Source organism: Algoriphagus jejuensis (assembly GCF_039523455.1).
Taxonomy (GTDB): Bacteria; Bacteroidota; Bacteroidia; order Cytophagales; family Cyclobacteriaceae; genus Algoriphagus; species Algoriphagus jejuensis.
The window spans coordinates 193158-209163 of record NZ_BAAAFI010000047.1; the positions used below are offsets into that span (position 1 = coordinate 193158).

Annotated in this window: 16 protein-coding genes; 12 read left to right on the forward strand and 4 right to left on the reverse strand. The window is 45.6% G+C overall.

The window, feature by feature from the left end; genetic code table 11:
• Positions 1-56 precede the first annotated feature (56 nt).
• Positions 57-782, forward strand: a complete 726-nt coding sequence (locus ABD031_RS19935; RefSeq protein ID WP_343854538.1) for a PKD domain-containing protein — start codon at positions 57-59, stop codon at positions 780-782.
• A gap of 58 nt (positions 783-840) precedes the next feature.
• Here ABD031_RS19935 and ABD031_RS19940 read toward each other — a convergent pair whose 3' ends face one another.
• Together ABD031_RS19940 and ABD031_RS19945 are read right to left on the reverse strand one after the other, a co-directional pair.
• Complete coding sequence (locus ABD031_RS19940) at positions 841-3651, reverse strand: alpha/beta hydrolase family protein (protein ID WP_343854539.1); 2811 nt, start codon at positions 3649-3651, stop codon at positions 841-843.
• 9 nt (positions 3652-3660) lie between these two features.
• Positions 3661-5580 (reverse strand): M14 family metallopeptidase, encoded by a 1920-nt coding sequence (locus ABD031_RS19945; RefSeq protein ID WP_343854541.1) that lies wholly within the window; start codon positions 5578-5580, stop codon positions 3661-3663.
• A gap of 375 nt (positions 5581-5955) precedes the next feature.
• Between ABD031_RS19945 and ABD031_RS19950 the strand changes: the two genes are divergently transcribed.
• From ABD031_RS19950 to ABD031_RS19995, 11 genes are all read left to right on the forward strand, one after another.
• A complete protein-coding gene (locus ABD031_RS19950; protein ID WP_343854543.1) occupies positions 5956-6429 on the forward strand; it encodes an Lrp/AsnC ligand binding domain-containing protein in 474 nt (157 codons plus the stop codon).
• A 241-nt stretch (positions 6430-6670) separates the two neighbouring features.
• Entirely contained in the window at positions 6671-8116 is a 1446-nt protein-coding gene (gene sufB, locus ABD031_RS19955; RefSeq protein ID WP_343854544.1) for a Fe-S cluster assembly protein SufB, read from the forward strand.
• Between the two features lie 114 nt (positions 8117-8230).
• Positions 8231-8536 carry a four helix bundle protein gene (locus tag ABD031_RS22420; protein WP_425542807.1) on the forward strand — a complete coding sequence of 102 codons (306 nt, stop codon included), beginning with the start codon at positions 8231-8233 and terminating at the stop codon, positions 8534-8536.
• Positions 8537-8584: 48 nt separating this feature from the next.
• On the forward strand, positions 8585-9349 hold the full coding sequence (gene sufC / locus ABD031_RS19960) for a Fe-S cluster assembly ATPase SufC (RefSeq protein WP_343854546.1): 765 nt from the start codon (positions 8585-8587) through the stop codon (positions 9347-9349).
• Positions 9350-9365: 16 nt separating this feature from the next.
• Complete coding sequence (gene sufD / locus ABD031_RS19965; protein WP_343854547.1) at positions 9366-10634, forward strand: Fe-S cluster assembly protein SufD; 1269 nt, start codon at positions 9366-9368, stop codon at positions 10632-10634.
• 7 nt (positions 10635-10641) lie between these two features.
• Complete coding sequence (locus ABD031_RS19970) at positions 10642-11865, forward strand: SufS family cysteine desulfurase (protein WP_343854548.1); 1224 nt, start codon at positions 10642-10644, stop codon at positions 11863-11865.
• Positions 11862-12293, forward strand: a complete 432-nt coding sequence (locus tag ABD031_RS19975; RefSeq protein ID WP_343854551.1) for a SufE family protein — start codon at positions 11862-11864, stop codon at positions 12291-12293. Before ABD031_RS19970 ends, ABD031_RS19975 begins: the two co-directional genes overlap by 4 nt.
• A gap of 2 nt (positions 12294-12295) precedes the next feature.
• Positions 12296-12634, forward strand: coding sequence for an iron-sulfur cluster assembly protein (locus tag ABD031_RS19980; protein ID WP_343854553.1), 339 nt, complete (start codon positions 12296-12298; stop codon positions 12632-12634).
• A gap of 27 nt (positions 12635-12661) precedes the next feature.
• On the forward strand, positions 12662-13084 hold the full coding sequence (locus ABD031_RS19985) for a BrxA/BrxB family bacilliredoxin (RefSeq protein ID WP_343854554.1): 423 nt from the start codon (positions 12662-12664) through the stop codon (positions 13082-13084).
• A 248-nt stretch (positions 13085-13332) separates the two neighbouring features.
• The gene (locus ABD031_RS19990; protein ID WP_343854556.1) at positions 13333-14619 is read left to right on the forward strand and encodes a citrate synthase; all 1287 of its coding nucleotides are present in this window, start codon (positions 13333-13335) and stop codon (positions 14617-14619) included.
• A 119-nt stretch (positions 14620-14738) separates the two neighbouring features.
• Positions 14739-14999 carry an acyl-CoA-binding protein gene (locus ABD031_RS19995; RefSeq protein WP_343854558.1) on the forward strand — a complete coding sequence of 87 codons (261 nt, stop codon included), beginning with the start codon at positions 14739-14741 and terminating at the stop codon, positions 14997-14999.
• A 152-nt stretch (positions 15000-15151) separates the two neighbouring features.
• On the opposite strand, the gene ABD031_RS20000 is transcribed toward ABD031_RS19995, so the two are convergent.
• Together ABD031_RS20000 and ABD031_RS20005 are read right to left on the reverse strand one after the other, a co-directional pair.
• Positions 15152-15562: a hypothetical protein gene (locus ABD031_RS20000; protein WP_343854559.1), complete on the reverse strand. Its 411-nt coding sequence runs from the start codon at positions 15560-15562 to the stop codon at positions 15152-15154.
• A 37-nt stretch (positions 15563-15599) separates the two neighbouring features.
• Positions 15600-15887: a hypothetical protein gene (locus tag ABD031_RS20005; RefSeq protein ID WP_343854561.1), complete on the reverse strand. Its 288-nt coding sequence runs from the start codon at positions 15885-15887 to the stop codon at positions 15600-15602.
• Between the last annotated feature and the right edge of the window lie 119 nt (positions 15888-16006).

Here is a 16006-nt window from a genome sequence, read left to right on the forward strand (position 1 = left end):
AAAAAACGCCTTAGTTTTCAAAAACTAATTTCCAATCATCAAACTATTATTAAACAATGTATTTAAAAATAAAAAAGTTGTCTCTTCTGATGCTTGTCGTCCTTTTGGCTGGATGTCAGGAAGAACCTGAATACCCAGTAATTGAGGCTGATTTCGAAGTTGCAACAGAATTCCCCAGAATTTTCAATCACATTGAGTTCGACAATCTACCAGATGGAGCCATGAGTTACCACTGGGATTTTGGCAATGGGAAAACTTCCGATGAAAAATTCCCCCAAGTTGTCGTATTTGAAGAGGCGAAAACATATTCTGTTTCCCTGACCACGACCTCCCTTGGTGCGATCAAAAACACGGTAACCAAAGAAGTTCAGATCGGTGCCTTTTTTATCAAAAACTTGACGATCAAACCGGAGGCAGCCCTCAAGGAAGTGGTTCAAGGGAATGGAAAAGTAAGGTTGATTATACTACAGAGGAAAAACACGGAGTACGAGCCCGTCTTTGAAACAGTGGCATTTGAACTGGGAGAGGACCTGAATCAACCAATCACTATCCCTGTCACCAATGTTGGTTTTGGAGGATGGCCAAATAGCTATCAACAATACCCGATTTTTCGATTAGTCGAAGAGTCCACCGGGGCTATTCTGGTGGACACCGAGTATGTAAACTATGGGAATTTCCAATTTAATTCAGAAGAGAATTCAGGTACATCAATCATTAAAAGTAACATTCGCAATCCTTCCGGATTTGAAATCGAATTTTACTACGACCACGGAAAGGAATAATGCGTGAGAATCGCTAGCGGAAAAAGCCCCGAATCGTGAAGAATTCGGGGCTTTTTCTTTAATTACTCAATTCGTATTTGAGGGTTTTTCCTTTTTCGACTGCCGGAAGACCTTCGGTCATCCACAGCGGCGCAGGAGCTCCTTTCAGGTAATGGTCAAAGAACTGGCTCAATCGAACCGATAGATCTTTGGAGTTTTTTCGTTGAGTAAGGTTATGATCCTCACCGTTGTACTGCAGCAGCCAAGCTGGTTTGTTCAGTCGCTTCAGAGCCATAAACATCTCAATCCCCTGATACCAAGGCACGGAACCATCGGCATCGTTGTGCATGATCAGCACAGGCGTCTGCACTCGATCCATCATAAAGAGTGGGGAATTTTCAAGGTAATACATCGGCTTTTCCCAAAGCGTCCCACCGATTCTGGATTGCGTCTGCTCGTACTGGAACATGCGGCTCATGCCAGTGCCCCAACGGATCCCTCCATAAGCTGAGGTCATGTTCACCACTGGCGCACCGGCTCCAGCCGCCTTGAACATGTTGGTCTGGGTGATCAGGTAAGCGACCTGATACCCGCCCCAGCTTTGGCCCTGGATAGCCATGTTGTCGGTATCGACACCGCCTTTGGCGATCACCGCCTGCACACCCGGCACGATACAATTCAGCGCACTTTGCCCCGGCAGCCCCAACTCATACTTGATGTCCGGCACGAAAACCATATAGTCATTGCTCACGAAATAGGGAATATTGATCGTCGAGCGGCTGGGCGCGGGAGTCCGATAGCTATGAAAAGTGTCGCTGTTTCTTTCGTAAAAGTAGACCATCATCGGGTACTTCTTTGCCGGATCAAATCCTTCTGGCTTGAACAACAATCCCTGCAACTGATCTCCTTCTAACGTCAAATACGAAATCAGCTCCACATTTCCCCATTTGATATTTGCCTGCTGTGGATTCAGATTAGAAGCTTTGGTCAGCGTTTTCAACGTCAAATCCGTGAGGTACAAATCCGGATTTTCCCGATAAGTACTTCTTCTGATCAGAACTTGATCCGAGTCCTTGGCTTTCGTCAATCCATTATAGTTATTGGCAGTCATCAGCAAAGCTTTTGGCGAGGACTTCCCATCCCAACTCCCGCTGTAGAATCCTGCATCCTTGCTTCTTTCATTGAAAGCCGAAAGGATCAACGGAGATTTTGGATCAATCGAAGTTTCCTCGAAGTCCAATCTTTCCCGTCTGAAAACAATGTTCTTTTTTCTTCCCTCACCTTGAGTCAACTGAATCGCTGCGGATGGATCTTTGGGGTCAATCTTCCAGATATCAAAACGGTCGTTGACCACAATCGCCGCGTCACCTTCTAGCCAACCCACAGAACCATAGCTTCCTGGCAGCGAGGGTGAGTCGTGCAGTTCTTCGAAAAATGGAACCGGAAGAGTCTTGGTCAGGTTGATTTTTTTCTTTTCAGCCAGATCAAATGCCATCCAAGAGCTATCCCGACTATCATACCAATAGGCATATTTTGCTTCCGGTGAAAGCCTTGCAAATCCCGGCACATCGGTTTCGATCAGCGTTTTCTCCCCGGTTTTAAAATCCACCCAATAAAGGTCTCGGCCTATCTGAATATCCCAGCTGTAATTTCTCCGATATGCATCGTCCGAATAAGCCAAGGCTTTGTCATGCGTAATCTTGTTTTCGAAGCTCAGATTTTCCACTTCCTCCGTAGCGAGCTGGACGACATTTCCTGCCGCTAGATCCAAGACTGACCAATAGGTTTTCTTTTCTTCCCGAGACTTATTTTTCAACTGCATCGGCTGTATTTCAGCATCTTGCCAGCCCCAGATATCCAAACTCACCCGCTCGTCGTCGAGGATCGTGGTGTCATTTTCGTAGTCAAAGTCTTGGTAGTCCTGAGCTACGCCAAAGAACATCCGGCTCTCGTCCTCCGAAAAACGAATAGCTCCATCGCCACTGATTCGTCCGTTGGCCAACTCCACATCGGATTTCTCCAATGTCTGCTGCATTTCGCTTTTCTCCACATCATATATATATAAGGTGTGGATCGGCTTTTTGGCTTTGAGTGTATCGTCTGTCGCCACGAAGGCAAACTTGGAGGATTGGGGAGAAAAAGTGAGATCGGAATAGGTCGTCATTTTCTCCAAAACCATTTTGCTCTCGCCCGTTGAAAGATTGAGCACGTGAAGCGCGCTGTTGTCCAAGGTATCTTCCTCTGCCAGCACGTACTGGAGATAGTCGCCATTTTGCGCAAAAGCGTAGCTCTTCACCCGCTCAAATTCCCAGGACTTCTCTCCGTTCAGCGAGCGTACCAAGAGCTTGGTTCCATCAGTCTTTTTCGGCTTTTCTTGGGTCTTGATAGAGTCAGCAGGGTCTTTCTTTGCCGGCGTGTCTTTCTCGAAATGAACCGCAATCCAGCTCCCTTTTTCCGATGGTGTCGCAAACGATTTGACCCGGGCAAGCTTTTCCAGCTTTCCTGTGGAAAGCTGGAGAATGAACAGGCTATCTTTTGGCAAATCGTCCGCCTTCTTCTTTTTCAATTTCAGTACACGCACAGAATCTTTTTGTGGAGCAATCTTCCCCACTGCGAACGCATCGTCAGCAGTAAACGAAAATCCGACCCCCCGTGAGATCACTGTTTTTTGGGTAGGTCTGGAAAAAGAAAAAATTTCCAACCTAGAATCGCCATCTTGTGGACTGATCTGATAGCCAACGTACTGACCGTTTTTTGTGATTTTGTCAGAAGATAGACTCTCCCAACCGTCATAGTCGGCATGTGTCAGCGATCGTTTTTGCTGCGCAAAACTCAATTGCGTCGCAAACATGAATGCCAAACCTAGCCAAAAAGGATACCTCTTATTCATGGTAATTGATTATTGGTTAAGCGTAAATTCCCGTTCAAAATAGCCTCCGCGGGTTGAAGAAAGCTTGATCTTTCCTTTGACTGCCTCATTTCCCTCGACCTTCACTCTGAAGGTGGCCGACTTCTTTTCCCCTACCCCGGTATATCCTGAGTAAATGGTTTTGTCATGCAGCGTTGGAGCGGTGATTTTCACCTTGGCATCTTCGTAGCCTTTGGTCAGCTCCTTATCAAAGTCCAAGGAGACTCGATCTTCCTGGACGATCTTCACGAGTTTGGCCTGTTCCAAAGCGACAGGCAATTGTCCTGTGTTGCTCCATTCGAGGGTAATTTCAAATTCCCCGTCGGAAAGCTTGTTCACTTTCATATCAGCTATCGTGAGCTGAGGAAGCTTTTTGGCCATGGCCAGGTTGAACAGGGCCTGCTTTTTGGCCCAGTCTTCCAACTGCCAAGGCGGTCCGTTTTGAGCAAAAAACTTCGGATGAAAACCACCTATTTCCACCTCACCCAATGTCGGATGAGTCATTGGTGTCCATACTTTGAAGCCTTTGCTTTCGTTGGCTTCGTCGTCCCACATCAGCCCATCGTATTCATCGTAGATCCCGTTGCCATCGTAGTCCTTCATCGCGCCGCCATTCCATAGCTCATCACCATACCAGATACTGCCATAGTAGAAGTAGCCAAAGTCAGGTCCGTGACCGAAAAGCGGCTCCGGCTTCAGCGGATCTCCGGTCATCGAGTTGACTTTGTATCTGGTAGAATAGGTCTCGTACACGTCGCCAGCCCAAGGGTATCCTGTGAAGGACAGTCCGAGTTGATCCATTTCCTCATAGATCGCCAAATCCTCAGGATACATTCGGTCGGTTCCTTTGGAAGTGGACGGTGGTCTCAGGTGCATTGGCACCCGGGTATCCATGGAATTGACTACCGAGATATTCGGATGGCTAAGCATCCACAACGCCGTAGTGCGAGTTTCTATTTCACTTAAAGGGTACTCTCCTGCTCCTCCCTGGGTGTAGCCTCGGCCAGTCAGGTCCCCACCGGAATTCGGCCTCCAGTTTTCCGGGTAATTGCGGTGCAGATCCAGTCCGCCGATGCCGTCTTCATTGTAGCTTCCATCTCCGTCATTGTCATACCCTTCTGTGTACATCAGATACTCTCCTTTTCCCGGAAAAGTCCGATCCATCAGTCGACCTTTGGGATCTTTGGGGTCGATGACGAAATTGGCTTTTTCCTTTTCCTCCGGAGTCACGGCTTTCTTTCTTAGCTGGTAGATGATGCCATCACCATCCATGTCCTCCTCGGGATCTTCGTCCAGCAGGCCATCTCGGTCATTGTCATTTGGCCGGACAGTACTTCTGTTTCTCTGCTCGGTGCGGAGGTATAGATTTGAGCCATCAGGATTGTTTTGAGGTCGGAGGTAGATCGCTTTAGAATCGATCAAAGCGGTGATCTCCGAATCTTTTCCATAACTCTCTATCAGGTGCTTGGTGAGCCAAAGAATAGACTCACTTGATGTTATCTCTCCAGAGTGACGCCCACCTTCAAAATAGGCCGCCGGTTTGTCTGTGTCTTTCCCTGTTTTCTTATTGGTCAAGGTCATCTGATAGATCGGCCGACCTTCGAATGAATGCCCGATGACATATAGATCCACGATCTCAGGGTAGCTTGCGGCCCATTTTTCATACCAGGCATACATCACATCCACTGTGTGATATTTGTCGAAAGTCAGCTTTTCGCCAGGCTGATATTCAACTTCCGGGAATTCGAACTTCTTAAAGAATGAAGGGCCATGTCTTTCGCCCGATACGGTATAAAATTTCGATTTCTCGTTTTTCTCAGGAAAAAGTTTTTCAGGTTCAAAGGATCTAACCTGAGCAGCAGCGACGCCTGACGCAAAGCAGGCGGCTGCCATAAGCGTAATTTTCTTCATGGGAAAGTAAGGTTGGTTGCTTAAAAGTAAGGAAGCAAACCAAAGCGTGTCCCACCGCTCAAAAAAAAGAGAGGGTCGAAAAACAAAAAAGTCTCGCCACTAGCGAGACCCTTTTCAGAATATAAACCCAAATATAACTTTAGAGATTAAAAGTTTCGAATCGATTAGTGATTGTTTCGTTTTTTAAATTGGATCAGAGCTATCTGTCAATTTATTAGCTAAAAAACCAAATTTTCAATCGCCATTGTTTGATAGCCCCAAAGTAAATGGATTTTACGATTAATTACAAATTGAAAAAAATATTTTGCAATATTTTGAACAATTTGTAATTTACAGCATCCTTCATTAACAATCATCTAAATCCTACACAGGAAAATGGACAAAATTTTAGATATCGACAACATAGACCTAAAAATTATCTCTTTGCTCAACGAAGACGCAAAAACACCTTACACTGAAATTGCCAAAAAGGTCTTTGTATCCTCTGGAACTGTGCACGTGAGGATGAAAAAATTGGAGGATATGGGGATCGTGAAAAGCGCGACGCTCAATATTGACTTTTCGAAACTGGGCTACGATATCTCGGCCTTTTTGGGAATTTACCTCGAGAAAAGCTCATTATATGACACGGTCATCGAGAGCTTGAAGGAAATCGCCGAGGTCGTCAGTGCGTATTACACTACTGGCAACTATTCCATATTTGCGAAAATCATCTGCCGCGATACCAACCATCTCAGACTCGTCCTTGACAAGATCCAAAAAGTAGAGGGAATCGATAGAACAGAGACTTTGATCGTACTGGAGGAAAGTATCAACCGACCAATTCAGTTTTTTGACAAAGAGAAATAGCTCTATTTAGATTAAAAACAAATAAAGAATTTTCGACGAAATTTCTCCCGTTACTTTTAATTCCGGCTTAGTCCGGATTTTTATTTTTTCTACAGGTTTATTGAAAATCAGCGTGATTTAAAGACTTTTTCTTTCGTTTTTGACATCGCTCATAGATAATTCGAATGGCCGCGAACATTATATTTTAATTATATGTTGTACCTTCGCATTCAAAATATAATTAGTCTAAATAACTCAGCACATGAGCAAAGACAACTCAATTTTAGAAGAACTAACATCCAAAGAATATGAGCATGGCTGGTCAGTCAATTACGAAGCCGATGAGGCTCCGATTGGCCTGAATGAAGACATCATTCGCTGGATCTCTGCTAAAAAAGAAGAACCTCAATGGCTATTGGAGTGGCGATTGAAGGCATTCCGGACTTGGTTGACTATGACCGAACCGGAATGGGCCAATGTTCACTATCCGAAAATTGACCTCCAAGCGCTTCGTTACTATTCTGCCCCAAAACAGATCAAAACATCCAAAAACCTGGATGAAGTTGATCCCGAACTGATCGCTATCTATGAGCGATTGGGCATTTCTTTGAATGAGCAAAAGAGATTGCAGGGCATCGCCGTTGACGCCGTATTGGACTCCGTTTCGGTTGCTACCACGTTCAGAGGCACACTTTCCAAACTCGGGATCGTATTCTGTTCTTTCAGCGAAGCTGTAAAGGAGCATCCCGAACTGGTCCAAAAATATCTGGGATCAGTCGTACCGATGACTGACAACTACTATGCAGCCCTAAACTCCGCAGTATTCTCTGACGGATCCTTCTGCTATATCCCCAAAGGCGTTCGTTGTCCGATGGAACTCTCTACTTACTTCCGAATCAACGCCGCCAACACAGGGCAGTTCGAGAGGACGCTGATCGTTGCAGATGACGAATCATACGTCAGCTACCTGGAAGGCTGCACGGCTCCTTCTCGTGACGAAAACCAACTACATGCCGCTGTCGTGGAAATCTACGCCGGCGCACATGCGCAGGTGAAATACTCCACCGTCCAAAACTGGTTTCCAGGTGACAAGAATGGCAAAGGCGGCATCTACAATTTCGTAACCAAAAGAGGAATCTGCGCAGGAGATCATTCCAAGATCTCTTGGACCCAGGTAGAAACAGGGTCCGCAGTCACTTGGAAGTACCCATCTTGCATCTTGAAAGGTGATCATTCCATCGGTGAGTTCTACTCCGTCGCTGTGACCAATAACTATCAGCAGGCAGACACGGGTACCAAGATGATTCACATCGGAAAAAACACCAAATCACGAATCGTGTCCAAAGGTATTTCCGCAGGAAAATCCCAAAACTCTTACAGAGGTCAGGTGCAGGTGATGAAGCGTGCAGACAACGCCCGAAACTTCTCCCAATGCGACTCCCTCTTGATGGGAGATCGTTGCGGTGCGCACACCTTCCCATATATCGACATCAATAATCCCAGTGCCAAGGTCGAGCACGAAGCGACCACTTCCAAGATCGGCGAGGATCAGATCTTCTATTGCAACCAACGTGGAATCGCCACTGAAGATGCAGTCGCGCTGATCGTCAATGGCTACGCAAAAGAAGTCCTCAATCAACTTCCAATGGAATTTGCTGTCGAAGCACAGAAGCTGCTGGCGCTGACTCTTGAGGGGTCGGTAGGTTAAAAGATTAGAAATTTAAGGTTCGGTGTTTGAAATTATCGGAACCATCAGTCGCTTTGAAGATTTGGTTATCTGGCAACAAGTCAGAGCATTGTCCAAAGAAATCTCCGAACTGACATTGCAGGATGGTTTCGAAAAAGATTTCCTCCGAAATCAAATCAACGTCTCACTGGTTCTATTTCAGACAATATTGCCGAAGGCTTTGAAAGAGAAGGAAATATAGTATTCATCCCTTCCCTGGGCATTTCCAATGGATCCGCGGGAAAAGCCAGGCCACAGTGCTTTAGAGCCTTTGGCAAAATTTATATTTCTGAAGAAAAACTTCAAGAAATGGTCTCAGCGAGCCTTGAAATTCCTAAGTCAATTTCAGGTTTTATGAAATATTTTAAAGACAGCGAGTATCGAGGAAATAAGTTCAAATAGCATTTGAACGCTTCTTGATCTCAAATTTCAAAAGTCAAATTTCGAATTATGTTAAGTATAAAAAATCTACACGCATCGATCGAGGGAAATGAAATCCTGAGAGGAATCAATCTTGAAGTAAAGGCCGGCGAAGTGCATGCCATCATGGGACCAAACGGCTCCGGCAAGTCCACCTTGGCTTCAGTGTTGGCAGGCCGTGAAGAATATGAAGTAACCGAAGGCGAAGTTACTTTCAAAGAGAAAAACCTCCTTGATCTTGCTCCTGAAGATCGTGCCAGAGAGGGTGTTTTTCTGGCTTTCCAATATCCCGTAGAGATTCCTGGTGTTTCGTCTACCAATTTCCTCCGAACAGCGGTCAATCAAGTTCGCGAATACAGAGGTTTGGAGCCTTTGGATGCTGTGAAATTTTTGACTTTGATGAAGGAGAAAATGAAGCTCGTCGAGATCGACCAAAAGTTACTGAGCAGATCGCTGAACGAAGGTTTTTCCGGAGGAGAAAAGAAACGAAATGAGATCTTCCAAATGGCGATGCTGGAGCCGACCTTGTCTATCTTGGACGAAACCGATTCAGGACTGGACATCGATGCCTTGAGAATCGTCTCCAACGGAGTCAACCAATTAAAATCAGACAAAAACGCGACGATCGTGGTGACCCACTATCAGCGTTTGCTCGATTACATCGTTCCCGACTACGTGCACGTGCTTTACAAAGGCCGCATCGTAAAGTCTGGCACCAAAGAGCTTGCTATGGAACTGGAAGAAAAAGGCTACGACTGGATTAAAGAAGAAATTGATTCCCAAGCCACTGTCTGAATCTAAAACCACAATCATGAGTACCTTGACTAAACAAGATACATTCAGCGGCCTTTTAGAATCCGCCCCCAAAAACTTTGAGTCAATCCGGACACTTGCCAAAGGCTCTTACCTGTCACAGGGAATTCCGGCGGTGAAAGCTGAAGAATATAAGTTTACCAACATCAGCAAAAAGCTGGAGCAGAAAATCACCGACTTCTCTCCTGCCATGCCGCTAGCAGTGACCGCTGAGCAAGTAAAGGCTGCGATTTACGAAGGTTTTGAGGGAGACCTATTGGTCTTTTCCAATGGACAGTTCCTCCCTGAACTCTCTTCCAACATCGAGGGAATCGAGATTTCCCTGATTTCTGAAAAGACTGATCTAGTACTTGGCTCTATCGCCAAACCTGAAAAAGACGCCTTCGCAGCACTGAATCAAGCTTCTTTCCAAGATGGGATTTTTATTTCGGTTCCAAAGAAAACCCAGGTTGAAAAGCCAATTCTCCTGCTTTCCTTCGATCAAGCCAATACTGGCCAAGTCATCCAGCCAAGAGTTTGGATCGAAGTGGGAGATTTCGCAGAAGTGACTTTCATCGACCAAAGTGTAAGCCTCGGAGACTCCAGCTACTTTGTCAATGAGGTGGTGGAAGTGAAAGGTGGAATCAACACCCATATTCACTATTACAGACTGCAAAACGAAGGTAAAAACGTCACTGAGGTAAGTACAATAGAAGCCGACATTCAAAAAGATTCGACATTCAATTCCGTGAATATTTCCCTTTCCGGAGACATGGTCAGAAACAACCTGAACTTGAATCTAATCGGGAGCAATTCCGAAGGAAATATGTACGGGATCTACCTCCTGAATGGAAAGACTCATGTTGACAATCATACCAATGTGGACCACACCATTCCACATGCGGAGTCCAACGAATTGTACAAAGGCATTCTGGCTGACCATTCCAGAGGAGTTTTCAACGGAAAGATCTTTGTCCGTCAGGACGCACAGAAGACCAACGCCTTTCAGCAAAACAACAACATCCTCCTCTCCGAAGACGCAACCGTCAACACCAAACCTCAGTTGGAGATCTGGGCGGATGACGTGAAATGCTCCCACGGATGTACCGTAGGTCAGCTGGATGAGGAAGCGCTGTTCTATCTTCAAACAAGAGGAATCGACAAACTCCAAGCTAAGGGCTTGTTGTTGCACGCTTTCGCAGGAGAAGTGTTGGAAAAAATAGCAGTGGAAAGCTTCCGCGAGTATTGCGATTCGCTTGTTCAGGAGCGATTGGGAAGTAAATTCTAATCCCACCATGAGTTTAGACATCAACCAAATCAGGGGCTTGTTTCCTGTACTTCATCAGGAAGTACACGGCAAGCCCTTGATTTATTTTGACAATGCCGCCACCACTCAGAAGCCTCTGGGGGTCTTGGATGCGTTGGCAAACTATTATCGCCTCGACAACTCCAATATCCACCGTGGAGCGCATGCTTTGGCTGACAGAGCTACCCGATATTATGAAGAAACCAGAGAAGCGGTTCAGCAATTTATCGGAGCTAAAGAATCTGCGGAGATCATCTTCACCAAAGGAACCACCGAGAGCATCAACCTCGTAGCGAAGACTTTCGGAAGGAAGTTCATCGGAAGCGGCGAAGAAATCATCATCTCCACGCTGGAACATCATTCCAATATCGTGCCTTGGCAGATGCTCTGCGAGGAAACCGGGGCAATCCTGAAGATCATTCCGATCAATGATGCCGGAGAAATTATTTTCGAGGAATTCGAGAAATTGCTTTCTCCCAAAACCAAACTGGTCAGTATCGTCCATGCTTCCAATGCGTTGGGGACGATCAATCCGGTGAAAAAGGTGATCGAAGCCGCGCATGCTGTTGGAGCCAAAGTCCTGTTGGACGGAGCGCAATCTACTTCTCATCTCGAAATCGACGTCCAGGAACTGGATTGCGACTTTCTGGCTTTCTCGGCACATAAACTTTACGGCCCGACTGGCTTGGGCGTATTGTACGGAAAAAGAGAGGTGCTGGAGGCGATGCCGCCATTTCTCGGAGGTGGGGAAATGATCAAGGAAGTGACTTTCGAAAAGACCACCTACAACGACATTCCTTTCAAATTCGAAGCAGGCACACCGAATATTGCCGACGTGATCGCTTTCAAAGCAGCCTTGGATTTCATCAAATCCCTGGGAAAGCCAGCGATCAAAGCCCACGAAGACGGACTTTTGGCGCATGCCAACGAACTGCTGAATGACATCAAAGGCTTTATCCCAATAGGAACAGCCGCAGAGAAGGTTTCGGTTTTATCTTTCAACATCAACGGAATGCATCCTTTTGACGTAGGACAAATGTTGGACGCGAAAGGGATTGCAGTCCGCACCGGTCACCATTGCACGCAACCACTGATGAAAAGATTTGGGATTGAAGGAACTGTGAGAGCATCGTTTTCGGTTTACAATACCAAATCAGAAATCGAAAAACTGGCGGAGGGTATCGCCCAAATCGCTAGATTTAAGAATAAATGAGCAGTATTAAAGACATACAGGAAGAGATAGTTTCCGAGTTTGAAATACTTGGAGAGGACCGGGAGTCGACGATTTTCTATATCATGGAACTTGGAGGCACCTTGGAAGCTTTTCCTGAAACAGAAAGAAAAGACGAAAACCTCATCAAAGGATGCCAGTCCAAAGTTTGGCTGGTTGCCGATGAAATCGAGGGAAAAGTCCACTACCAAGCCGACTCTAATACTGATATCACCAAAGGATTGATTTCTCTATTGATCCGGGTTTTAAACGATCGAAGCCCCGAGGAAATTTTGAAAGCAGACCTGAATTTCATCGAAATGATCGGAATGGGAAACATCATCGGCAGCCAGCGTTCAAATGGTCTGGCCTCGATGATCAAGCAAATGAAACTGTACGCGGTGGCATTTCAAGCCAAACAAAACGCCTGAAAATGGAAGCGGAAAGCAAGTTAGAAAATGGACAGGTAAGCAACCTGAGAGACAAAGTGGTGATGGCCATCAAGCAGGTCTATGATCCGGAGATCCCTGTGGATGTCTATGATCTGGGCCTGATCTATGAGATCACGGTGTATCCTGTCAACAACGTCTATGTGTTGATGACGCTGACCTCGCCCAATTGCCCTTCTGCGGAATATATCCCATCCGAAGTCAAGGATAAAATCCAGCAAATCCAAGGCATTAACAACGTGGAAGTGGAAGTGACCTTTGACCCGCCGTATTCGCAGGACATGATGTCTGAGGCGGCCAAACTAGAATTGGGATTTCTATAAAAAACGAACAATTAAAAACATAACAATATGTATCCTGAAGAACTGATAGCTCCAATGCGAGCTGAACTTTCAAATGTTGGATTCCAGGAATTCAGAACTTCCGAGCAAGTTGCTGAGCATTTGGGTCCAGATCACAAGGGCACCACGCTAGTGGTAGTCAATTCGGTCTGTGGTTGTGCCGCTGGTGCTGCCAGACCGGGGATCCGCTATGCCATAGAGAATTCCGAAAAGAAACCAACTACCCTGGCTACTGTATTTGCAGGAAACGACCGCGAGGCTGTTGAGAAACTTAGAGAACTAGTATTGCCTTATCCTCCGTCCTCTCCTGCGATGGCTTTGTTCAAGGATGGCGAACTTGTCCATTTCATCGAGCGTCACCACATCGAAGGGAGAAATGCCAAGATGATCGGCGACCACTTGGTGGAAGTATTTGCGCATTTCTGCGACTAAGAATTTCAAAAGCCCTTTTGGGCTTTTTTTATTCCCGCAAAAAATTGTAACCCATTGCTGCCTTTTTGAATTCCAACGCAAAATGAGGCAGATACCGCAAAATTCAACCAACCAATAGCAGCTACGAAATCGCTTTCGAAATAATATACAATCATCCTCTATAATAATCCCCTTAAAAACCTTCGATTTTATTAACTTAAGGGCGTGTTTTGATGTTTTCCTCTAAATAAGTAATCCAAAAACGATCTATGTCTGATTCCGCCAAGTTGTCCTACAACGGACAAGAATATGAATTTCCTGTAATCACAGGTACTGAAAATGAAAGTGCAATTGAAATTGGTAAACTACGAGATGTCTCAGGTTTGATCACCCTAGATCCAGGCTACAAAAATACCGGAGCTACCAAAAGTGCAATCACATTTCTTGACGGCGAGGAAGGGATATTGAGGTATCGCGGATACCGAATTGACGAGCTTTCAAAAAAATCAACTTTCCTTGAGGTCAGCTATTTGTTGATCTACGGCGAACTGCCCACACAGGCAGAATACGATGCTTTTGCCAAAGAAATCACCCAGCACACGCTGGTACACGAAGACATCAAGAAAATTTTGGCTGGATTCCCATCCAATGCCCACCCGATGGGTGTCCTTTCTTCTCTGATTTGCTCGCTTTCCGCTTTTTATCCAGACTCATTAAATCCGAATCAGACTGAGGAGGAGATAAATCTGAGTATAGTTCGATTGCTGGCCAAAATGCCCACCTTCGCGGCTTGGGCTTTCAAAAATAAGATCGGGCATCCGGTGAATTATCCTGACAACAATCTGGATTATTGTGCCAACTTCTTGAAGATGATGTTTGCGCTACCTGCCGAACAATACGAATCAGACCCAATCGTAGCTACTGCTTTGGACAAACTGTTGATTCTTCACGCCGATCACGAACAAAACTGCTCCACGTCTACTGTACGAATGGTCGGTTCATCGCAAGCATCCATTTACGCGGCGATTTCCGCAGGTATCAATGCGCTTTGGGGACCACTACACGGTGGCGCAAACCAATCTGTAATCGAGATGCTGGAAGCAATCAAAGCAGATGGCGGTGATGCCAAAAAATACCTCGACAAAGCGAAAGACAAAAATGATCCGTTCCGTCTGATGGGTTTTGGACACCGAGTGTACAAGAATTTCGATCCTAGAGCCAAGATCATCAAGCAAGCAGCTGATGAAGTATTGGGCAGATTGGGAGTGGCTGATCCTGTGTTGGAGATTGCTAAGGAACTCGAGCACGCCGCATTGAATGACCAATATTTCATTGACAGAAAACTCTATCCAAACGTTGATTTCTACTCCGGCATCATCTATCGTGCGCTGGGTATACCAACCGATATGTTTACCGTCATGTTCGCTTTGGGTCGTCTCCCGGGCTGGATAGCCCAATGGAAAGAGATGCGCGAAAACAAAGAGCCAATCGGCAGACCACGTCAGGTTTACGTTGGTGCTACCGAGCGTGATTACGTTTTCATAAACAAGAGGTAACAATTCTTATACTGTACCAAAGCCATTCCAATCCGGAATGGCTTTTTCATTTTATGATGTTTTTGAAATCAGAATTTGGTGGCATATTTGGAATCTAAAAACAACTAAACTCATAAACCATGAAGCCTACGACCCTGGAAGACGCTGTCGCACTGACTAAAAAATTCACCACTCGACCGAGCAATGAGGAACTGTTAAAACTATACGGACTTTACAAGCAGGCGACCGAGGGAGACAACGAAACTGAAAGGCCCGGAGGATTTGATTTCAAAGCCGCTGCCAAATACTCGAGCTGGATGGCATTCAAAGGCAAAAGCAAGTCCGAAGCCGCCGATAGCTACATCGATCTAGTGGCCCAACTTTCTTCAAAATACCTCTGATAGGAAAATCCCCCAATGAAAAGGCCGAGAAAGAAATCTTTCCCGGCCTTTTCATTGGGGGGAGACATGGAGCGCTTTTCCACCCCAAACTATTTTTTTCCATATTTCGAACCAAATGGAGTTCTTCTAGCCATATATTCTACCCCCGCCTTCTATGCATCCATGTTGGTACCAAAGACATGTCGGGATTGTGCATATAGATTGACGCCTCGATCATTAAACATTCGAAAATCCACCGTAGTGTCGTAGTCGATGGTCGTTGTGGAACTTGATGAGGTAAAAATGTTTCCTTTGGTGCTATTTCCGGAATCCTTCGCCTTATAGGAAGTTCTAGCACCTCCGTAAGTAGACGCCCCTTTATTGGTAATACTCAGCATCCCATAGATCACAAATTCAACACCCAAGATTTTTGCCAATTCCTCAGGAGCAAAATTCGAGATATTGCTATGGCCGATATTATTCTTGCCAAGAATAGCGTTGGTGGTGATTGGATCTTGAAGTGTAATCGCTCGATACTCATTTCTGACGAAATTAGCCGTACTACTCTGCACCAATTTACTCATCGCTTCCGGGTCGATACCGCCATCATTGGACACGAAATCAAAAGGAAGTACTGCCGTTTTGTTGTGTGTGTCGAGCGCGCGCAGGATCAGCAGATCGTTGCACGGGAACTATTGTTGGTGTCGGTGCACTGCCAGAATCTCCTCCAAAAGTCTCCACACGTCCACTCCCAAATTCAATCTTGGAGATTTGCGATTTCGAAAATTCATATTCCAACTCCTCTCCAGCATATCTAAACTTAATCTTGCTGTCTGTAACCCCGGTTACTTTTCCTTCTTTCATTTCACCATTTGAAAGAACGACTATATCATTTTTAACTTGGGCCATCAGCTTATTACTTACGCTAAAAAGTACCAGCGCCACATGAGCATCCCCCAAAAGTTAGGACAGGATTGGTTTAAGGCCAAGTATACAGGAAGGGCGTGAGTTTTCCATATTTCCACACC